Annotated in this window: 21 protein-coding genes and 1 pseudogene; 9 read left to right on the forward strand and 13 right to left on the reverse strand. The window is 66.2% G+C overall.

Annotation, left to right across the window (positions count from 1 at the left end; translation table 11 throughout):
* Positions 1-22: 22 nt before the first annotated feature.
* From RIA72_RS14045 to RIA72_RS14060, 4 genes are all read right to left on the reverse strand, one after another.
* On the reverse strand, positions 23-172 hold the full coding sequence (locus tag RIA72_RS14045; RefSeq protein WP_350032682.1) for a hypothetical protein: 150 nt from the start codon (positions 170-172) through the stop codon (positions 23-25).
* A 106-nt stretch (positions 173-278) separates the two neighbouring features.
* A complete protein-coding gene (locus tag RIA72_RS14050) occupies positions 279-854 on the reverse strand; it encodes an LptA/OstA family protein (RefSeq protein ID WP_350032683.1) in 576 nt (191 codons plus the stop codon).
* Positions 851-1489, reverse strand: coding sequence for an LPS export ABC transporter periplasmic protein LptC (lptC, locus tag RIA72_RS14055; protein WP_350032684.1), 639 nt, complete (start codon positions 1487-1489; stop codon positions 851-853). The genes RIA72_RS14050 and lptC overlap by 4 nt, the downstream gene beginning before the upstream one ends.
* Before the next feature lie 25 nt (positions 1490-1514).
* Complete coding sequence (locus RIA72_RS14060) at positions 1515-2132, reverse strand: ribonuclease D (protein ID WP_350032685.1); 618 nt, start codon at positions 2130-2132, stop codon at positions 1515-1517.
* Between the two features lie 261 nt (positions 2133-2393).
* Between RIA72_RS14060 and RIA72_RS14065 the strand changes: the two genes are divergently transcribed.
* On the forward strand, positions 2394-3158 hold the full coding sequence (locus tag RIA72_RS14065) for a cold-shock protein (protein ID WP_350032686.1): 765 nt from the start codon (positions 2394-2396) through the stop codon (positions 3156-3158).
* Positions 3159-3258: 100 nt separating this feature from the next.
* Here RIA72_RS14065 and RIA72_RS14070 read toward each other — a convergent pair whose 3' ends face one another.
* The 4 genes from RIA72_RS14070 to RIA72_RS14085 are packed head-to-tail and all read right to left on the reverse strand — an operon-like array spanning position 3259 to position 5193.
* The gene (locus RIA72_RS14070) at positions 3259-3714 is read right to left on the reverse strand and encodes a DMT family transporter (RefSeq protein ID WP_350032687.1); all 456 of its coding nucleotides are present in this window, start codon (positions 3712-3714) and stop codon (positions 3259-3261) included.
* Entirely contained in the window at positions 3711-3932 is a 222-nt protein-coding gene (locus RIA72_RS14075; protein WP_350032688.1) for a tautomerase family protein, read from the reverse strand. The genes RIA72_RS14070 and RIA72_RS14075 overlap by 4 nt, the downstream gene beginning before the upstream one ends.
* Before the next feature lie 32 nt (positions 3933-3964).
* Complete coding sequence (locus RIA72_RS14080) at positions 3965-4564, reverse strand: glutathione S-transferase family protein (RefSeq protein WP_350032689.1); 600 nt, start codon at positions 4562-4564, stop codon at positions 3965-3967.
* Positions 4561-5193 carry a pyridoxamine 5'-phosphate oxidase family protein gene (locus RIA72_RS14085; protein ID WP_350032690.1) on the reverse strand — a complete coding sequence of 211 codons (633 nt, stop codon included), beginning with the start codon at positions 5191-5193 and terminating at the stop codon, positions 4561-4563. Before RIA72_RS14085 ends, RIA72_RS14080 begins: the two co-directional genes overlap by 4 nt.
* Before the next feature lie 137 nt (positions 5194-5330).
* On the opposite strand from RIA72_RS14085, the gene RIA72_RS14090 reads away from it, so the two are divergent.
* The 8 genes and pseudogenes from RIA72_RS14090 (at position 5331) to RIA72_RS14125 (ending at position 11369) form a co-directional block, all read left to right on the forward strand.
* The gene (locus tag RIA72_RS14090) at positions 5331-6221 is read left to right on the forward strand and encodes a LysR family transcriptional regulator (RefSeq protein WP_350032691.1); all 891 of its coding nucleotides are present in this window, start codon (positions 5331-5333) and stop codon (positions 6219-6221) included.
* Between the two features lie 181 nt (positions 6222-6402).
* Positions 6403-7890 (forward strand): SulP family inorganic anion transporter, encoded by a 1488-nt coding sequence (locus tag RIA72_RS14095; RefSeq protein WP_350032692.1) that lies wholly within the window; start codon positions 6403-6405, stop codon positions 7888-7890.
* A gap of 44 nt (positions 7891-7934) precedes the next feature.
* Positions 7935-8180, forward strand: a complete 246-nt coding sequence (locus RIA72_RS14100; RefSeq protein ID WP_350032693.1) for a type II toxin-antitoxin system CcdA family antitoxin — start codon at positions 7935-7937, stop codon at positions 8178-8180.
* A complete protein-coding gene (locus tag RIA72_RS14105; RefSeq protein WP_350032694.1) occupies positions 8180-8476 on the forward strand; it encodes a CcdB family protein in 297 nt (98 codons plus the stop codon). Before RIA72_RS14100 ends, RIA72_RS14105 begins: the two co-directional genes overlap by 1 nt.
* 2 nt (positions 8477-8478) lie before the next feature.
* Complete coding sequence (gene coaBC / locus RIA72_RS14110) at positions 8479-9741, forward strand: bifunctional phosphopantothenoylcysteine decarboxylase/phosphopantothenate--cysteine ligase CoaBC (protein ID WP_350032695.1); 1263 nt, start codon at positions 8479-8481, stop codon at positions 9739-9741.
* A pseudogene (dut, locus tag RIA72_RS14115) lies at positions 9704-10165 on the forward strand (dUTP diphosphatase); the annotation flags it as partial. The gene coaBC and the pseudogene dut, both read left to right, overlap by 38 nt.
* Before the next feature lie 101 nt (positions 10166-10266).
* Positions 10267-11016 carry a HesA/MoeB/ThiF family protein gene (locus tag RIA72_RS14120; protein WP_350032696.1) on the forward strand — a complete coding sequence of 250 codons (750 nt, stop codon included), beginning with the start codon at positions 10267-10269 and terminating at the stop codon, positions 11014-11016.
* On the forward strand, positions 11004-11369 hold the full coding sequence (locus RIA72_RS14125; protein ID WP_350032828.1) for a DsrE family protein: 366 nt from the start codon (positions 11004-11006) through the stop codon (positions 11367-11369). The genes RIA72_RS14120 and RIA72_RS14125 overlap by 13 nt, the downstream gene beginning before the upstream one ends.
* 4 nt (positions 11370-11373) lie before the next feature.
* Here the strand turns inward: RIA72_RS14125 and RIA72_RS14130 are convergent, their stop codons facing one another.
* The 5 genes from RIA72_RS14130 to RIA72_RS14150 all read right to left on the reverse strand — a co-directional run bounded on the left by RIA72_RS14130 (position 11374) and on the right by RIA72_RS14150 (position 18279).
* Complete coding sequence (locus RIA72_RS14130; protein ID WP_350032697.1) at positions 11374-12087, reverse strand: class I SAM-dependent methyltransferase; 714 nt, start codon at positions 12085-12087, stop codon at positions 11374-11376.
* Positions 12087-13214, reverse strand: coding sequence for a peptide chain release factor 2 (gene prfB, locus RIA72_RS14135; RefSeq protein ID WP_350032698.1), 1128 nt, complete (start codon positions 13212-13214; stop codon positions 12087-12089). The genes RIA72_RS14130 and prfB overlap by 1 nt, the downstream gene beginning before the upstream one ends.
* Before the next feature lie 84 nt (positions 13215-13298).
* Positions 13299-15815, reverse strand: coding sequence for a penicillin-binding protein 1A (locus RIA72_RS14140; protein ID WP_350032699.1), 2517 nt, complete (start codon positions 15813-15815; stop codon positions 13299-13301).
* A gap of 68 nt (positions 15816-15883) precedes the next feature.
* Positions 15884-17029 carry a DSD1 family PLP-dependent enzyme gene (locus tag RIA72_RS14145; RefSeq protein WP_350032700.1) on the reverse strand — a complete coding sequence of 382 codons (1146 nt, stop codon included), beginning with the start codon at positions 17027-17029 and terminating at the stop codon, positions 15884-15886.
* The gene (locus RIA72_RS14150) at positions 17026-18279 is read right to left on the reverse strand and encodes a D-arabinono-1,4-lactone oxidase (protein ID WP_350032701.1); all 1254 of its coding nucleotides are present in this window, start codon (positions 18277-18279) and stop codon (positions 17026-17028) included. The genes RIA72_RS14145 and RIA72_RS14150 overlap by 4 nt, the downstream gene beginning before the upstream one ends.
* Positions 18280-18328: the final 49 nt, after the last annotated feature.

An 18328-nucleotide genomic window follows, 5' to 3' on the forward strand; every position in this document is an offset into this window, starting at 1 on the left:
GGGATGACGAACAAGTGGGAGACTACCGCTCCGCGCGTTGCCCCACATGGCGGATGATGCGTTCGATCAGGCGGCGCTCATCGGGCGTCGGCGTCGGCACGGCGGTCTCGATGGGTTGCTGCCGACGGCCGAACAGCGGGCGCCGCGGCGGAACGAGGGGGGAGAAGCGCATGGGGGCTTGCCTTCGATCTTGCGGCGTCGCCCCCCGGCGCCGCTGGTGAATCTGGTCCCGCGCCGAAGGTGAAGGCCCATGGTTGCAGGTTGGTGAAGAAGGCTGGTTACTGCTTTCTTTCCGGCACGGTGAAGGTGCCGGTAACGCGCCCGCCGGTTCCGCCCGCGACCGGATTGCCGTCGGGGCCGCGCGCGGCGCCGCGCCCGTCGACCGTCGCGCGCCCCGAATTGAGGTCGATCACCAGCCGTCCGCCGCGCAGATTGTTGCCGCGCTGGCGCAACTCGACATTGCCCACCATCGTGATCAACCGCCGGTCGAGGTCATAGATGGCAACATTGCCCTTTGCCGTCTCGTCGCCCTTCACCACTGTCACGCCGCCGGTCGCGTCGAGCCTGTTGACGTCGGTGCCCCCGGCGCGCGTATAGGCGACGGTCATTCGCGGCGCCGTGACCGTCAGCCCGGCCTGCGTGACCCGGACGCCGCCTGCCAGCACGACGCGGTCGGCGCGGTCCTGCACCTCGATGCTGCCCGCGGCGAAATCGACCGGGGCGTTGCTGTTGTGATTGGCGAGCGCCTGGGCCGCCGCGGGGTCGCCGCCGCCCGCCGACAGGATCGCCAGGCTGGTCAGCGTGAATCCCGCGCCCGCGAGCAACAGGCTCTTGCGCGTCCAAAGGCGGTTCATTTGATCGCTCCCTGATTGATCCGCAGCCGGGCATTGCCTTCCAGCCGGACGACGCGCCGGTCGAGGTCGGCGGACAGGCTGTTGGCCGAAAATTGCCCAATGTTCAACGCACCGTCGACTCCGCCCGTTCCGACAAGGCTGCGCGTCTTCAGGTCGACTGCGACGTTGCTCGCGTCGAGCCGGTATCCGTTCGCGCTGCGCACCTGTACCTTGCCCGGCACCGCGACCTTTTCGGTTTCCATATTATAGGCGCCGCTCCGCGCCACGATCGTCGCAGGGCCGTCGGCCAGCTTGATCGCGCCTGACAGGTCGGTCATCCGCACAACGGGTTCGGCCGAGCTTTTCTGGACCGCGCTGCCCGCGAGCAGCGCAAAGGGCTGGCCCTTCGCATCCTGTCCGCGATATTCGGCGCGCGTCACTTTCATCCGCTCGCTCGCCATGTCGACCTTGTCCTTGGCGAGCAGGAAACTGATCTCGGCGCGCTGGGTGAAGGGCGAAAAGACGAGCACCGCGGCGACGACGCCGATCACCAGCGGCAGGCCGTAACGCAGGATGCGCACGACCCGATCGTGGCTCGACCCGCTGCGCGCCCACATCTGGCGCATCGTGCGGTCAAGGTCGGCGCGTTCGGACATTCATCGGCCTCGTACGGATGGCGCGTCAGCTATGCGCGAAAATATCGACCTCGGGCCAGCCCGCAAGGTCGAGTGCCGCGCGCGTCGGAAGGAAATCGAAACAGGCCTGCGCCAGTTCGGTTCGCCCCTCGCGCGCCAGTCGCGCGTCCAGAATTTCCTTCATCGCGTGCAGGAAACGCACGTCGCTCGCGGCATAGTCGCGCTGCGCGTCGGTCAGTTCGGCAGCGCCCCAGTCGCTCGACTGCTGCTGCTTCGACACTTCCTGGCCCAGCAGCTCGCGCACCAGCTCTTTAAGGCCATGGCGGTCGGTATAGGTGCGCACCAGTTTCGAGGCGATCTTGGTGCAATAGACGGGCGTGGTGACAACGCCGAGCGCCTGTTGCAACGCGGCGATGTCGAAACGCGCGAAATGAAAAAGTTTCAGCCGCCCCGGATCGGCCAGAATCGCTTTCAGCACCGGCGCGTCATAGCGGCTGCCGGGCTTGAAGCGGACAAGATGCTCGTCGCCCGTGCCATCGCTGATCTGGACGAGGCACAGCCGGTCGCGCAGCGGGTTGAGCCCCATCGTTTCGGTATCGACGGCGACCGCACCGGGGCCGAGTGCGCCTTCGGGCAGATCTTCTTCGTGGAAATATACGCTCATCCCGCCGCCTTAGGCGAAGCGGCCGCGCTGCTCAATGACTGGTTTCCCTTGTCGGGCCGCACGGCGGAAACACCGCGGCAATTCGGGCGATCTTCGACAATGCGTGCCCGAAATTTTCTGTTCGCAGCCTGTGGATAATTAGGCTATATCTTTCATTCTTGGTGGCATGGGGCGAGTCTGTGCCCGTGGTGAACTGCGTCCCCGTCCGGCGCAAGGAGCCGGTTGAATGGGGTATGGACGACCGAAAGCGACTACTAAGCAATGAGTTTCAACAAGGATCGCCGTGGCCATCGGGGACGCGGCAAGCGCGATGATTTCGGCAATTTCGACAGCTTCGAACCGGCACCCTATGGCGGCGATTCCTATGGCGGCGGGCGCGGCGGCTTTGGCGATCGGGACCGCGGCGGTTTCGGCGGCGGCGACCGCGGCGGCTATGGTGATCGCGGCGGTTTCGGCGGCGGCGACCGGGGCGGCGGCTTCGGCGGCGGGCGCGGCGGCGGGATGCCGGCGCAGGTCGTCGGAGAAGGCCAGGGCACGGTCAAATTCTTCAACCCGTCCAAGGGTTTCGGCTTCATCGCCCGCGATGACGGCGGCGAGGATGTGTTCGTTCACATCAGCGCGGTCGAACAGGCGGGGCTCCAGGGCCTCGCATCGGGCCAGCCGCTCGGCTTCACGCTCGTCGAGCGGAACGGCAAGGTGTCGGCCATCGACCTCAAGATCGATGGCGAACCGATGCCGGTCGAGGAATTTGCCCCGCGCCAGCGTGAGGAGCGTCCGGGCGGCGCGCGCGGGCGGCGTCAGCTGACCGGTGAGCGTACCTCGGGCACAGTGAAATTCTTCAACACGACCAAGGGCTTCGGCTTCATCGCCCGCGATGACGGACAGGCCGACGCCTTTGTCCATATCAGTGCGGTACAGCGCGCGGGCATGGCCGGGCTCGAGGAAGGCGACCGTGTCGCCTTCGACATCGAAGTCGACGACCGCGGCAAGTTCGCCGCCGTGAACCTGCAGCCGCATCAGGACTGACCGGCGGCACGACCAAAAATGAAAAGGGCGGCCCAGGGCCGCCCTTTTTTTGCTGACGATAGGCCGGTGCGCGAACGACCGGGAGCATCCCATGCGGCGCTCAGCCCGTGCGGCGCGCCAGATATACGCCCGCGATCATCAGCGTGATTCCCGCGGCGCGCTTTACATCGAACGCCGACCGCAGCGATCCGAAAAGGCCGAAATGGTCGATCGTCGCCGCGCTGATGAGCTGGCCCACAAGCACGAAAAAGATCGCATTGCCCACGCCGAACCGCGGCGCGATGAAGGTCACGGCAATCACATAGAAAGCGACGAACACCCCGCCGAAATAGAAATGCGCGGGAATGTCGCCGGTAAAGCGCACCGCGCCGAGCGATCCGGTCATCAGCGCGCCCGCGGTCGCGATCAGAAAGGCAAGGCCGAACAAGATCATCGACGCCGCCATCGGGCTGCCCAGCCGCGCCCCCAGCCCACCGTTGAGCGCGGCGAGAATGGGGATGCCGATCCCGGTGAGCAACATGATGATCGCAAAGGCCACGGCGTTGTTGGCGGTCATCGCGGCGGCGCCTTTGCGGCTTGCGCTGCGCGATAATCGGCAACCGGCAGGCCGCCGATGCCCCAATTGGCCATGTCGACCTCGTCGATCGTCACGACGGTGGTGGCGGGATTCTTTCCGAGGACGCGCTGAAGCAATTCGGTGACGCCGCCGATCAGTTCGGCCTTTTGTTCGGCGGTCGCCCCTTCGCGGGTTATTTTGATATTCACATAGGGCATCGGTACATTCCCCTGCTTGGCGTTGATTCTGCCTATGAACCGGGCCAGCCGGGCATCGCCGGAAAGCCGGGCAGCGCAGCGATCCGCCGGGTCCATTCGCCGATTGCCGGCCAGTCGGCAAGGTCGATGTCGGCTTCGCCCGCAAGCGCGAGATAGGGGCTTGCCGCAAGGTCGGCGATCGTCATCCGGTCGCCGACCAGCCAGCGATGCTGCGCGAGATGCGCCTCGATGACGGGAAGGAAGCGCGCGGTGACGGCTTGCGCCTGATCCTCCGCGATCGCCGCGCCAAACCGCCGCGCAAGGCGGAGCGCGGCAGGGCCGTTGGCGATTTCGTTCGCCGCGTGCGACAGCCAGAGCGCGATGGCGCCGCGTTCCTCGGCGCCCTCTCCGTCCCATTCGCCGGGACGGTGCCGCGCGGCAAGATAGGCAAGGATCGCCTGGCTGTCGCGCAGGCACAGTGCGCCTTCGGCGTAAACCGGGATCTGGCGCATCGGATTGATCGCCGCAAAGGCATCGCTGCCGCGTGCCGCGGCGTCGGTCGGCTGTTCGGTCCACGGCAGCCCCAGGAGGGCGAGCGCCATGCGGACCTTGTGCGCGTTGCCCGACAGCGGGGTGGCGTAAAGCAGGATCATCGGCTGTCTCCGGATATTTGGGCATGAAGAGCGGCATTTTCGGCGCGCAGCTGGTTGAGTTCGGCCGCCATCGGCCGGATCGCAGCGGAAATTTCGGCTTCGGTGAAGCGCGGGGTGATGTGCTGCGAGCAGTTCCACTCCCACCCGATGACGTCGATCAGAAAGGCGCGTTCGGGAACGGCGCGATAGCCCTCGGGCATCAGCGACGCGACGAGCGCGGGATCGTCGGCCAGCTCGACACCGATCGCGTGACCCACAAGCTTCAGCCGGTCCCTGTTCGGATAATCCATCAGGAACAGCGAGACGCGGTCGTTACCCGCCAGATTCGCGGTGCTGATATATTGCCGGTTGCCGCGATAATCGGCGAAACCGATACGGTTTCCCGCGATATGGCTCAGGAAACCGGCGGGACCGCCGCGGTGCTGCATATAGGGCCAGCCATCGGCCGTGACGCTGGCGATGTAAAAGCTGTCGCGAAGCGCGATATAATCCAGTTCCTTCGCGGTCAGCGCGTCGGGCGTGCCATCGGCGCCGGCGTCCATCTTCAGATAGGGGGCGCGCGACCCGTGGCGTTCCTGCATCGCCTTGATCGCATCATCGAACAGCGTATGCCGGTAATTTCGTGCCATCAGCCGGGCCTCCGTCAAGGGGGCGAACAAAGGCAGAGGGGACATGCCTTTACTCGCCCGCCGCGATGTAGGTTGTTGCGTATGATGTGATAATAGCCGAAGATTGCACGACACTGTTCCAGAAAACGGAATAATCGATGGACCGGTTGCTGACGATGGAAATGTTTGTCGCGGTCGCGAGCGAGGGGGGTTTTGCCGCCGCGGCGCGCAAACTCGGCAGCTCGCCGCCCGCGGTGACGCGCGGGATCGCGGCGCTCGAGGCGCGGCTCGGAACGCTGCTCTTTCATCGATCGACGCGCGCGGTCGCGCTGACCGACGCGGGCGCGGCGTTTCTGGAACAGGCGCAGCGCATATTGGCCGATCTGGCGGGGGCGGAGCGCGAGATACGGGGCGCGGCGGCCGAACCGCGCGGGCAGCTCTATGTCACCGCGCCGGTGATGTTCGGGCGCCTCCATGTGCTGCCGGTCGTGGCGGGCCTGATGACCGAACATCGCGACCTTGCGGTGCGGATGATGCTGATCGACCGCAATGTGCGGATCGTCGAGGAAGGGATCGACGTCGCGGTGCGGATCGGCGCGCTGGCCGATTCGGGGCTGAAAGCGGTGCGGATCGGCGAAGTCCGGCAGATGCTCGTCGCCAGCCCCGCCTATCTGGCGCGCCGCGGAGCTCCGCGGTCAATCGGCGACCTCGCCGGACACGAGCTGATCGGGACGACGGGACCGCGCACCGTGGGGGAGTGGCAACTGGCGAGCGGCCGCTGGCGGCTCGATCCGCGCCCGCGCCTTGTACTCAACACGGTCGACAGCGCGCTCGCCGCCGCCGAGGCGGGATTGGGAATCGCCAACCTGCTGAGCTACCAGATCGCCGACGCACTTGCCGCGGGCCGCGTGATCGCGCTGCTCGCCGACGAACAGCCGCCCGCGCTGCCGGTGCACCTCCTGTTCGAACCCTCCCGCGCGGGATTGCCCGCCGTACGCGCGTTCATCGCTGCGATGAAAACGCGGATGCGAAGGGCGGTGCTGGGGTGAAGGAGGACGGCGGTTTTGGGGTGGGGAGCGGACATCTTCAGTTCCGTCATCCCGGCGAAGGCCGCCTCCTCGGCCAACGCTGGATTTCGGGGCCGTCAGCCCCTAAAGGCCGCGCATTCCCGATTCCCAGCGCAGGTCAGCGGCCCCATGCCCCTCTGCGCGCATCCGTACCGGAGCAAACATGCCCCTCAAAAACGACTTTCGGCGCGACTGGCTGACGAACCCGCGCGCCGAATTTCTGTCCGGCCTGGTCGTTGCGCTAGCGCTGATCCCCGAGGCGATCGGCTTTTCGATCATCGCGGGTGTCGATCCGCGCGTCGGTCTGTATGCCAGCTTCTCGATCGCCGTGATCATCGCGGTGGTCGGCGGGCGGCCGGGGATGATCAGCGCGGCGACCGCGGCGGTGGCGGTGCTGGTGGTGCCGCTGGTGCGCGATCACGGGGTCGAGTATCTGTTCGCGGCGACGATATTGATGGGGGTTTTTCAGGGCATTGCGGCGCTGCTGCGGCTCGACCTGCTTATGCGCTTCGTGTCGCGCTCGGTCATCACGGGCTTTGTCAACGCGCTCGCGATCCTGATCTTCATGGCGCAATTGCCGCAACTGACCGGCGAGGCGATGACGCTGACCACCTATGCGATGGTCGCGGCGGGGTTGCTCATCATCTATGGCCTGCCGCGCCTGACCACCGCCATTCCTTCGCCGCTGGTCGCAATCGTCCTCCTGGCCGCGGTGTCGATCTATTTCCGCGCCGACGTCTTTACCGTCGGCGACATGGGCAAGCTGCCCGACAGCGTGCCATGGTTTCATTTGCCGCAAGTGCCGCTGACGTGGGAGACGCTGCGGATCATCGCACCCTATTCGCTCGCGATGGCGGCGGTCGGCCTGCTCGAAAGCCTGCTCACCGCCTCGATCGTCGACGACATGACCGAAACGCGCAGCGACAAGCGCCGCGAAACCTGGGGCCAGGGCCTTGCCAATTTCGTCACCGGTTTCATCGGCGGCATGGGCGGCTGTGCGATGATCGGTCAGTCGGTGATCAACATCAAATCGGGCGGGCGGCGGCGCCTCTCTACCTTTGTCGCCGGCGTGATGCTGCTTATCCTGATCGTTGCGCTGGGGCCGTGGGTCGCGCAAATCCCGATGCCTGCGCTGGTCGCGGTGATGATCTTTGTCTCCATCTCGACCTTTCGCTGGAAAAGCTTTGCCGAAACATTGCACCATCCCTGGCCATCCAATGTCGTGATGATCGCGACCGTGGTGATGGTCGTTGCCACCCACGATCTGTCGATCGGCGTGCTGACCGGCGTACTTTTGTCGGGCATCTTCTTTGCGTGGAAGGTGCGCCAGCTGCTGACGATCGACACGAGCGTCGAGGGCGGCACGCGGCGCTATATCGTCGGCGGCCAGATTTTCTTCGCCTCGGTCGACATGCTCTATGACGCGATGGAGTTTAACGAGGCGACGGTGGACACGGTGGTCATCGACGTTCACGAGGCGCATTTCTGGGACATTTCGGCGACGGGGATGCTCGACAAGATCGTCCTTCGCCTGCGCGGCGAAGGCAAGACGGTCGAGGTCATCGGCCTCAACGAAGCGAGCGCCACGATGGTCGACAAATATGGCGAGCATCAAAAGCCCTTCGCCAGCCTGGGGATGGTCGGCCATTGATCCTGGCCCCGTATGCGCATATCTTATGCGCAAGGAGAATGGCGATGAACCGTCCGGCGCGATTCGAGGGGCCCAAAAAGGCGACCAATGTGTCCTTGAGTGCCGAGCTTGTTGATGAGGCCCGGGCCTTTGGCATCAATGTCAGCGAAGCCTGCCAGAGCGGCCTTGCGACCGAGGTGAAGAAGGCGCGCTGGGCGAAGTGGAAGGAAGAAAATCGCGCGGCGATCGATGCGTCGAACGATTATGTCCGCAAACATGGCCTGCCGCTCGCCAAATATCGGTTGTTCTGATGGCGCAATTCGACGTGTGGCGCACGCCCGACGGCGATCTGGTCGTCGACTGCCAGTCGGACCTGCTCGACCATCTTGAGACGCGCTTCGTCGTGCCCTTGCTGCCCGCCAACCAGTTCGAGGTCGTCGCACGGCGCCTTAATCCGCTTTTCACGATCGAATACATCGAGCATGTCATGTACACGCAGTTCGCGACGGCCGTTCCGGCGTATCAGCTGGACGACTTCGTCGTGAGCCTTGGCGATCACGGCTTTGTCATTATCGACGCGCTCGACGTACTGCTGACAGGGGTTTGACGATGGCTGCCAAACGCATCCTGCTCATCATCGGCGGCGGCATCGCCGCGTACAAGAGCATCGAGCTCGTCCGGCTGCTGCGCAAGGCGGGCATGACAGTGCGCTGCGTGCTGACGCGCGCGGGCGAGCAGTTTGTGACGCCGCTGACGCTCGCGGCGCTTTCGGAGAACAAGGTTTACACCAGCCTTTTCGACCTGAAGGACGAGGTCGAGATGGGGCATATCCAGCTGAGCCGCGAGGCCGATCTGGTCGTCGTCGCGCCCGCGACCGCCGACCTGATGGCGAAGATGACGGCGGGGCTCGCCGACGATCTGGCGACGACCTTGCTGCTCGCGACCGACAAGCCGGTGCTCGCAGCGCCCGCGATGAATGTGCGCATGTGGCTGCACGCCGCGACGCAGCGCAATGTCGCGACCTTGCGCAGCGACGGCGTGACGGTGATGACGCCCGACGAGGGCGAGATGGCGTGCGGCGAATTTGGGCCGGGGCGCCTGCCAGAACCCGACGCGATCTTTGCCGCGATCGAGGGTGCGCTCGCGAACGCGCCCGCACCGTCGATTCTGTCGGGACAGCCCGATTTTGCGCCTGCGAACCACCGCCCGCTCCACGGACGCCGCATCCTGATCACCGCGGGGCCGACGCACGAACCGATCGACCCGGTGCGCTATATCGCCAACCGGTCGAGCGGGAAGCAGGGCTTTGCGATCGCCGCCGCCGCCGCCGAAGCGGGCGCCGAAGTGTTGCTGATCGCCGGTCCCGTGCCGCTGCCGACCCCGCCGGGCGTGATCCGTGTCGATGTCGAAACCGCGCGCGAAATGGCGGCCGAGGTTGCGGCGGGCCTGCCCGTCGATGCCGCGATCATGGTCGCGGCGGTCGCCGACTGGCGCGCCGCCGATACCGCGGCGCAAAAGATCAAGAAGGACGGCAGCGGGCAGGTTCCGCCGCTCGCGCTCGCCGAAAATCCCGACATTCTTGCGAGCGTTGCCAAAAGCCCCGACCGACCGCCGCTGCTCGTCGGCTTTGCTGCCGAAACCAACGATGTCATCGCCCATGCCGAGGCGAAGCTGATGCGCAAGGGATGCGACTGGATCGTCGCCAATGATGTTTCCGCCGACCCGATGGGCGGCGAAAGCAACCGCGTGCATATCGTGACGCCCGCTGGCGTCGACAGTTGGGACCGGCTGCCCAAGGAAGCCGTCGCCCGCCACTTGATGGAAAAGATCGCCGATGAACTCGACCGACGCGCACCCTTTGAATCCGATTGAGATCGCCATTCGGCGCCTGCCCAATGGCGGCGGCCTGCCCCTGCCCGCCTATGCGTCCGATGGCGCGGCGGGGATGGATGTCGTCGCGGCCGAAAGCCTGACGATCCGCCCCGGTACGCGCCACGCGGTCGCGACGGGCTTCGCTATGGCGATCCCGCCGGGATATGAGGTACAGGTGCGCCCGCGATCGGGACTGGCGCTGAAGCATGGCATCACCTGCCTCAACACCCCCGGCACGATCGACAGCGATTATCGCGGCGAAGTGAAGGTGATCCTCGCCAATCTGGGCGACGAAAGTTTCGAGGTGAGGCGCGGCGACCGCATCGCGCAGCTGGTTCCCGCACCGGTCCAGCGCGCGACCTTTGCCGAGGTCGCGGCGCTCGGCGATACCACGCGCGGCGCGGGCGGGTTCGGGTCGACCGGCGTGGCAAGCGGCGGGGCCGAGGATGAGGAAGAAGAGGCTGCGGCGCCCGCGGGGCTCGCCTCGCTCTCCGCGCTCAAGATGCGGCGGCCGGGCGAATAGGCTTGCTGTCGGACGCCGAACTCGACCGTTATGCGCGCCAGATCATCCTGCCGCAGTTCGGGGGCGCAGGACAGGCGAAGCTGAAGGCGGCGCATGTCGCGATCGTCGGCGCGGGCGGGATCGGCTGCCCCGCGATCACCTATCTGGCGGCGGCGGGGGTCGGGCGACTGACGATCATCGACCATGATTATGTCGAGCTGAGCAACCTCCAGCGCCAGCCGCTGTTCACCGATGCCGACATTGGCGCCCCCAAGGCCGAGATCGCGGCGGCGGCGGCGCGGCGGATCAACTCCCATGTGATCGCCGAAGCGCGTGTCGCGCGGATCGACGCGGGCAATGCCGAAGCGATGCTGGCGGGGGCGAGCCTGATCCTCGACGGATGCGATAATTTTGCGACGCGGCTGGCGGTCAACCGCGCCGCCGTGGCGCTGCACATCCCGCTGTTGTCGGCGGCGATCGGCGCGTTCGAGGGGCAGGTCGCACTTTATGAGGGATGGCGCGCCGACAGTCCCTGCTATGCCTGCCTGGTCGGCGACGATCCCGACCGGCCGGGGATCAATTGCGCCGAAGCGGGCGTGATGGGCGCGCTTGCCGGGATGATCGGCACCACGGCGGCGTTGGAGGCGGTGCGCGCGCTGACCGGGTGGGGCGCTCCCCTGGCGGGGCGCCTCGCAATCATCGACATGTTCGAGCGGCGCTGGCGCGAAGTGGCGGTCGCCAAGGAACCGGAGTGCCCGATATGCCGGGGCTGAACATCATCGTTGCCGCGGCGGAGGGGCGGCGTTTCTGCGCGGCGCTGGAGACCGCCATTGCGGCGGTGGCGCTGGGGCAATCGGCGCGCTTGTTCGTGCAGGGCGATGCCGCAGCGATGCTGCGTGCACCCGCGGGCTTTGCCGGCGACGGCGCGCGCCGCGCCGTGGGGCTGCCGGGCCTTGGCGAATTGATCGACGAGGCGCTGGCGAGCGGGGTCGAGATCATCGTGTGCCAATCGGGGCTGGCGCTCGCCGATCTGATCGCGGACCGCATCGTCGGCGGTATCAAGGCGGGCGGGGTCGTCAGCTTTCTTGCCGCGGTCGCGGCAGAGGACCGGCTGATCGTTTATTGATCGCTCACGGGTTGTCGCACACCTTGATCGCAGCGGGCGCGGGGCGGCCGCCTTCGGGGACGAAGCGCGCGAGATACCCTCCGGCGTGCTGCTTGTCGTTATAGGACAGCAGCTTGTACCCCACCGCCTCGAACTCGCAGACGAGCAGGCGAAAGGGCGTGCCATGCTGTGCGATCGGGCGATCGCCGTCGACAACGATGACCTGCCCGCCCTCACTCAACGCCGGCCGCAGACGCCAGAGGAAGGCATAGGGTTCACCGATCTCGTGATACATATGCACCATGAACACGCGGTCGAAGCTGGCGGCGGGCAGGCGCGGGTCGTCGACCGCGCCAAGTTTCAGCGAGACATTGTCGAGCCGTTCGCGCGCCACGCGGTCGGCAAGCCGTTCGATCACCTCGGGCATGATATCCTGCGCGAGCACGCGCCCGCCCGCGCCGACACGCTGGGCGAGGCGCACTGTATAATAGCCGTCGCCCGCACCGATGTCGGCGACCGTCATGCCGGGGCGGACGTCGGCCGAATCCATGACGTCCTCGGCCTCGTTGACCCGGTCGCGCGCCTCTTCGGTCGACCATTTGGTCGAAACGGTCGGCGCGACCGGCCGGTCGGCGGGCGGAAATTCGCGCGCGGTTTCGATGCGGTCGCCATCCTCGCTCCACGGACCGTCGCAGCCGCCAAGCAGCAGCGCCAGCGCAGCGAGGGCGCCGCGCCCCATCAGTCGATGTCCTCCACCTCGACCTTTTCGCCCGTCACCTTCTGCGACAGCGCCGCCGCCATGAAGGGATCGAGCGCGCCGTCGAGCACGTCGCCCGGCGCGGTCGATGTCACGCCGGTACGCAAATCCTTGACCAACTGATAGGGCTGGAGAACATAGGAGCGAATCTGGTGCCCCCAGCCGATTTCGGTCTTCGCCTGATATTCGCCCGACGCCGCGGCCTCGCGCTTTTGCAGCTCGGCCTCGTACATCCGCGCTTTCAGCATCCCCATCGCGGTCGCGCGGTTCTTGTGCTGCGACCGGTCGTTCTGGCTGGCGACGACGATGCCCGTCGGGATGTGCGTGATGCGCACTGCCGAATCGGTCGTGTTGACGTGCTGCCCGCCCGCGCCCGAAGCGCGATAAGTGTCGATCTTCAGGTCGCTTTCGTTGATCTCGATCTCGATATTGTCGTCGATCACCGGATAGACCCAGACGCTTGAAAAGCTGGTGTGACGCCGCGCAGAGCTGTCATAGGGCGAGATGCGGACCAGCCGGTGAACCCCGCTTTCGGTCTTGGCATAGCCATAGGCATTTTCGCCCTTCACCAGCATCGTCGCCGATTTGATGCCCGCCTGCTCGCCTGCCTGATATTCGATCAGTTCGACCTTCAGCCCGCGTTTTTCGGCCCAGCGCATATACATGCGCTGGAGCATTTCAGCCCAGTCCTGGCTTTCGGTGCCGCCGGCGCCGGCGTGCACCTCGATATAGCAATCATTGCCGTCGGCCTCGCCCGCCAGCAACGCCTTTACCTTATCCTCTTCGGCGCGCACGGCGAGTGCGGCGAGGCTGGCGACAGCTTCGTCGACCATCGCCTCGTCGCCTTCCATCTCAGCGAGCTCGATCAGTTCGGCGGTGTCGGCCGATTCCTGCTCGATCGCGCGCGTCGCGGTGATCGCTTCGTCGAGCCGGCGGCGTTCGCGCATCACCTCCTGCGCGGCCTTGGGATTGTCCCAGAGCGTCGGGTCCTCGACCTTGGCATTGAGTTCGTCGAGGCGGCGCACCGCGCGATCCCAGTCAAGAAAGCGGCGCAGCAGCGCGGTGGCAGCGGCGATCTTGTCGATATGATCCTGCGCTTCGGCGCGCATGTCGTTGCTCCTGAAAAATGTTGACCCCGCCCTTAGGCCTTCGCGGCGCGCAAGGAAAGGCAGGGCGAAAGACGGGGTGCGACGTCAGATGATGCCGCCGCGGTCCTCCAGAAACTCGCTGTCACTCCGCCGTCCGGGGGTTTGCTGCACGGGTGCGTCCTGTCGCTGCGGCGTTTTCGCCGGCTTGATTTCGTCTTCGCGGATCGTCCGCCTGGGTTCGCTCTCGGGCTTGAACGCTTCCCAGATGATCCCCGCGAGCGGGTCGGTCCCCGGCCAGCTGCCGTAAACGCGGCGTCCCGAACGGCGGTCGATGCGCACCATTCGCACACCCTTGGGCGCGATGAAGGGAATCGGCTGGCGATCGGCAAGCGCCTCGAGCGCAAAATCCTTGAAGATCGGCGCTGCATAGCTGCCGCCCTGCGCATAGCCGCCCATGCTGCGCGGCTGATCGAATCCGATATACATGCCCGCGACGACGTCGGGTGTGCCGCCGACGAACCAGACGTCGTTCGGGCCGGTGGTCGTACCCGTCTTGCCGAACAGCGGCACGCCGAGGTCGCGCAGCCGCACCGCCGTGCCGCGCTGGACGACGCCCTCAAGCATATGGACGACCTGATAGGCGGTGATCGGGTCCATCAGCTGCTTGCCCGACCGGGCAAAGCGCGGCATCGGCCGGCCGTCCCAATCCTTCATGTTGCAGCCTTCGCACGGTTTCCAGTTCTTGGGAAAGATCACCTTGCCGCGGCGGTCCTGCGCATAATCGATCACGCGCGGCTTCAGCGCGCGGCCGTGGTTGACAAGCATGGCAAAGGCATTGGTCATCTTCTCGACCGTCGTGGATCCGGCGCCGAGCGCGGTCGACAGATAGGGTTCGTGCTTGCCGATTCCCATGGTGGCGATCGTTTCGACCACCGGCTCCATGCCGACCTGGCTCGCGGCGCGCACCGTCATCAGGTTCCGTGACTGTTCGAGGCCCCAGCGCATCGTATGTTCGCCCGACCCGCCCGCGCCGCCGAAGTTGCGGAAGCATTTGTTGCCGAGACGCGCGCCCTGATAGACGCAGAAAGGCCCGTCGACGATCATCGTCGCCGGAGTCATGCCATTGTCGAGCGCGGCGGCATAAACGAACGGCTTGATCGTCGAGCCCGGCTGGCGTTCGGCCTGCGTCGCCCGATTGAAGGGCGAAAGGCGGACGTCAAAGCCGCCCTGCATCGCATAGATGCGGCCCGAGTGCGGGCTTTCGACAACCATGCCGCCCGACACTTCGGGGATGTTGCGCAGCGCATAATTGCTGCCGCCCGTCGACTTGACGACGATGAGGTCGCCGGGGCGCATCGCCGCAAAGGCACTGCCGCCCGTCCTGCGATAACCCATCGTCGCGGCGCTGGCGGGAAGCGTTCCCGTTTCGCCATTGGCAAAACCGATTTGTGCGCCACCCCCGGTCTTCGACAGCACGGCGGCAACGCGCCAATTGTCATAGTCGATGCCGATGAAGCTCGACGCGAGCCGACTTTGCCACTGGTCGTCGGCCTCGATCGTCGCGATCGGCCCCGACCAGCCCTTGCCGGCGTCATAGCGCTGAAGCCCCTTGCGGAGCGCGCGCGTTGCCGCCACCTGCATCTTGCCGTCATAGGGCGTACGCACCCACAGGCCGCCGGCATAGACGCTGAGCGGACCGTCCTCCGCGGTTTCGCCGAACTCGGCGATCAGCTGGCGCCGCACCTCTTCCATATAATAACCGCCGACCTGCGCGACCGCACGGTTGCCGCTGGACGTCAGGCCGAGCGGCATGGCACGCGCGGCGTCGCGCTGTGCGGGGGTGATCCAGCCATTGTCCTGCATCGCGCCGAGCACGAAATTGCGCCGCGCGATCGCATCGCTTTCAAAGCGGGCGCGACCATAGCGTTCGGGCGCCTTGGGCAGGATGGCGAGGAAGGCCATTTCGTGCAGCGCCAGTTCGTCGACATCCTTGTCGAAATATGCGCGGCTCGCCGCCTGAACGCCGAAGCTGCGCCGACCAAGCGGAATTTCGTTCAGATAAAGCTCGAGAATCTGTTCCTTGGTCAGCGCATTTTCGATCCGCATCGCAAGGATCGCCTCGCGAATCTTGCGGCGATAGCTGAGCTCGTTGGTGAGCAGCAGATTTTTCGCGACCTGCTGGGTGATCGTCGAGGCACCGACCGGGCGGCCGCTGTTGGTCAGGTTGGTGATGATCGCCGACGCGATGCCCGGATAGTCGATCCCGCCATGGCTGAAAAAGGTCTTGTCCTCCGCGGCGAGGAAGGACCGCACGAGGAGCGGCGGATATTCGCTGTATTCCAGCTGGACGCGGCGCTCGCGCGCATAGCTGTGCACGGGCCTGCCCTCGGCATCGCGCACCATCGTCGGCAGCGGCGGTTCATAGGTGCGCAGCTGGTCGACCGACGGCAGGTCGCGCGCAAAAATCGCCCAGATGAGCGCGATGGCCAGGAGGCCCGCGGCGGCGAGATAGCCGAGCCAGCGGAACCAGCGCCGCGTCCACATCTGGCGAACCCAGGCGATGACGGCGTTGCTGTCGCGGCGCAGGCGCAGGCGGAAATCGGTCGGACTGTCGGCGGCCATAGGCACCCGCCTCTAAAGCGTGGAACGCCGAAAGGGAAGCGTGGTTGCGGCGGAGCGCGCGCCCGCCGTCATCGCGAGCGGCCGCGCGCGCTGACCGGCCAGATATCGACCAGCGTGTCGCCCGCGACGACATGGTAATGATCGTAGAGATTCACCGTCGGATCGCAGTGTGGCACGATCAGGCTGACCGGGTCGCCGGGGGACAGATCGTCGCCGATGCCGGGGGCGACCAGCGCGGCATGTTCGTCCCCCATGAAGGCGAAAACCGCCGATTCGGGGGCTCCCCGCTGGACGACCGCGACGCCGCCGTCGGTCGACAGCGCCTTGAAGCCGGCGTCGATCGTCACCAGGCCGCTGTGATTCGCGCTGACGACGCGCGCGTCGACCGCCAGCGTAGCCTCGAACGGCGGCGGTTCGCCGCCAGCAAGGTCGCAGTCGAGATATTGCTTGTCCATGAAAACATAGCTGCCCGCCTGCAATTCGGTGAAAACACCAAGCTCGATGTCGATTCGGTGGGTGCCGGTGCCCGACCCCGTGACGATGCGGGGGGCAAAACCCGCTTCGGCGAGCGCCGCGATCACCTCGCGCAAATAGTCGGTGCGCTCGATGATCGCGGCGCGGCGTTCGACGTAATTTTCGATATGCTGCTGCGACCCGCAATAATATTGCACGCCGCAGTAGGCGAGGTGCGGCAGGGCGTCGATCGTTCGGGCCAGCGCAACCGCCGACCCGGCCGATGCAACGCCGGTGCGCGCGATACCGGGGTCGATGTCGATGATCATATCGAGCCGCGCGTCCTCGGCGGCGAGCGCCGCGTTCAGGCGCTCGGCCACCGCGGGATGATCGACGACCGCCATCACCCCCTCGGCGCGCGCGGCCAGTTTTGCGAGGCGCGCGACCGCCGCCGGCGCAGCGACGGGCGAGGTAATGAGGATGCCGGCGATGCCGCCATCCGCGAGCACCTCCGCCTCGCCGATCTTGGCGCAGCAGACGCCAACCGCACCGGCTTCGAGTTGGCGGCGCGCGATATCGACGCTCTTGTGTGTCTTGGCGTGCGGGCGGAGCGCGACCCCGGCAGCAGTGGCGCACGCTGCCATCGTCGCGATATTGCGGTCCAGCGCATCGCGGTCGATCACCAGTACCGGCGTGTTGAGATCGGCGCGGCTTCCCTGCCGGCCGATCAGCGCGTCGTGCAGAATGCGGTCGCTCGTCATGCAAAGAGGCTTTCCAGATGGGGGTTGAGGAACTTGCCCGCGGGGTCCGCGGCGCGGCGCACGGCGATGTAGCGCGCCGTCATCGGATAAAGGGCGGCGACGTCGGCGCGGGTCAGGCTGTGGCGCTTCGCCCAATGCGGGCGGCCACCCGCGCCGCGAAAGATCGTTTCCGCCTCCTCGAACAGCGTTTGCCAGGGCATATTTGCATATTGGTGCATCGAGATCGCGGCGACCGGCCCGGCGTTCATCGGGCTCATCCAGATGTCATCGGCAGCGACCACCCGATATTCGAAGGGAAAGGCGACCGGAAGGCGCCGTTTGCGGATCCAGCCGACGACCTCCTCCAGCGTTTCCAGCCCGGCGGCGCGCGGCATTTCATATTCCATCTCCTCGAACCGGATCGTCCGGTCCGATGGAAAGATGCTGTGCGCGGGGCCGCGGCGTCGGCCCGAAATGCCGCTTTTCATCATCAGGCGCTGGAGCAGCGGCGTAAGGAAAGGCAGGCGCGCCGAGAGGTCGAGGATCCGGCGAAAGCGCGCCTCGTCCATGTCGGTCGTGCTCGGCGGCGGATCGCAGGGATCGCACGGATCGAGCGTCTTCAAAATCACATCGTCGCTGTGCGGAAAGAACCAGAATTCGACATGGCGGTGCTGCTGTGTCAGCGCGTCATAGCTTTCGCGGATTTCGACCCAACGGCGCTTTTCGATACGTTCGGCAAGATGAAAGGCGGGGACCACCGCGACCTCGATTTCGGTCGCCACGCCGAACAGGCCGAGCGACAGGCGCTGCGCCTGGTACAGGTCGGGATGCGTATCGGCGTCGCACCAATGCGCCTCGCCATCGGCATCGATAAAACGGAACCCGCGCGCAAAAGTCGCGAGCGAGCCAAGGTCCGCGCCGGTACCATGCGTGCCCGTCGCCATCGCGCCTGCCAGCGACTGCGGATTGACATCGCCTTGATTGGCGAGCGCAAGGCCGTGATCGCAAAGCACCGAGGTCAGCTTGCGGATGCTCCAGCCCGCGGGCACGCGCACGGTCCGGCGGTCGGATGCGACGCTGATTTCGCCCGGCATGTCATCCAGGCTGACGATCAATTCGTCCGATTCGCACAGCGGCATAAAGCTGTGCCCCGCCCCGGTGACTCGCAGCCGATGTGCATCGCGGACCAGCGCGGCGAGTTCGTCCTCGCTCTGCGGGCGGGCAAGCGCGGCGCGCGCACTGACGCTGCCCGACCAGTTGTTCCACACCATCTCATCCTCCTCGCCCGCCGCGAACAGGCTGGCGTCTAGCGAGCGCCAG

The organism is Sphingopyxis sp., from assembly GCF_040216815.1.
Taxonomy (GTDB): domain Bacteria; phylum Pseudomonadota; class Alphaproteobacteria; order Sphingomonadales; family Sphingomonadaceae; genus Sphingopyxis.

Coding starts and splice junctions, on each gene's coding strand:
- RIA72_RS14045 (WP_350032682.1), bottom strand. CDS start 172: ATGCGCTTCTCCCCCCTCGTTCCGCCGCGGCGCCCGCTGTTCGGCCGT.
- RIA72_RS14050 (WP_350032683.1), bottom strand. CDS start 854: ATGAACCGCCTTTGGACGCGCAAGAGCCTGTTGCTCGCGGGCGCGGGA.
- lptC (WP_350032684.1), bottom strand. CDS start 1,489: ATGTCCGAACGCGCCGACCTTGACCGCACGATGCGCCAGATGTGGGCG.
- RIA72_RS14060 (WP_350032685.1), bottom strand. CDS start 2,132: ATGAGCGTATATTTCCACGAAGAAGATCTGCCCGAAGGCGCACTCGGC.
- RIA72_RS14065 (WP_350032686.1), top strand. CDS start 2,394: ATGAGTTTCAACAAGGATCGCCGTGGCCATCGGGGACGCGGCAAGCGC.
- RIA72_RS14070 (WP_350032687.1), bottom strand. CDS start 3,714: ATGACCGCCAACAACGCCGTGGCCTTTGCGATCATCATGTTGCTCACC.
- RIA72_RS14075 (WP_350032688.1), bottom strand. CDS start 3,932: ATGCCCTATGTGAATATCAAAATAACCCGCGAAGGGGCGACCGCCGAA.
- RIA72_RS14080 (WP_350032689.1), bottom strand. CDS start 4,564: ATGATCCTGCTTTACGCCACCCCGCTGTCGGGCAACGCGCACAAGGTC.
- RIA72_RS14085 (WP_350032690.1), bottom strand. CDS start 5,193: ATGGCACGAAATTACCGGCATACGCTGTTCGATGATGCGATCAAGGCG.
- RIA72_RS14090 (WP_350032691.1), top strand. CDS start 5,331: ATGGACCGGTTGCTGACGATGGAAATGTTTGTCGCGGTCGCGAGCGAG.
- RIA72_RS14095 (WP_350032692.1), top strand. CDS start 6,403: ATGCCCCTCAAAAACGACTTTCGGCGCGACTGGCTGACGAACCCGCGC.
- RIA72_RS14100 (WP_350032693.1), top strand. CDS start 7,935: ATGAACCGTCCGGCGCGATTCGAGGGGCCCAAAAAGGCGACCAATGTG.
- RIA72_RS14105 (WP_350032694.1), top strand. CDS start 8,180: ATGGCGCAATTCGACGTGTGGCGCACGCCCGACGGCGATCTGGTCGTC.
- coaBC (WP_350032695.1), top strand. CDS start 8,479: ATGGCTGCCAAACGCATCCTGCTCATCATCGGCGGCGGCATCGCCGCG.
- RIA72_RS14125 (WP_350032828.1), top strand. CDS start 11,004: ATGCCGGGGCTGAACATCATCGTTGCCGCGGCGGAGGGGCGGCGTTTC.
- RIA72_RS14130 (WP_350032697.1), bottom strand. CDS start 12,087: ATGGGGCGCGGCGCCCTCGCTGCGCTGGCGCTGCTGCTTGGCGGCTGC.
- prfB (WP_350032698.1), bottom strand. CDS start 13,214: ATGCGCGCCGAAGCGCAGGATCATATCGACAAGATCGCCGCTGCCACC.
- RIA72_RS14140 (WP_350032699.1), bottom strand. CDS start 15,815: ATGGCCGCCGACAGTCCGACCGATTTCCGCCTGCGCCTGCGCCGCGAC.
- RIA72_RS14145 (WP_350032700.1), bottom strand. CDS start 17,029: ATGACGAGCGACCGCATTCTGCACGACGCGCTGATCGGCCGGCAGGGA.
- RIA72_RS14150 (WP_350032701.1), bottom strand. CDS start 18,279: ATGGTGTGGAACAACTGGTCGGGCAGCGTCAGTGCGCGCGCCGCGCTT.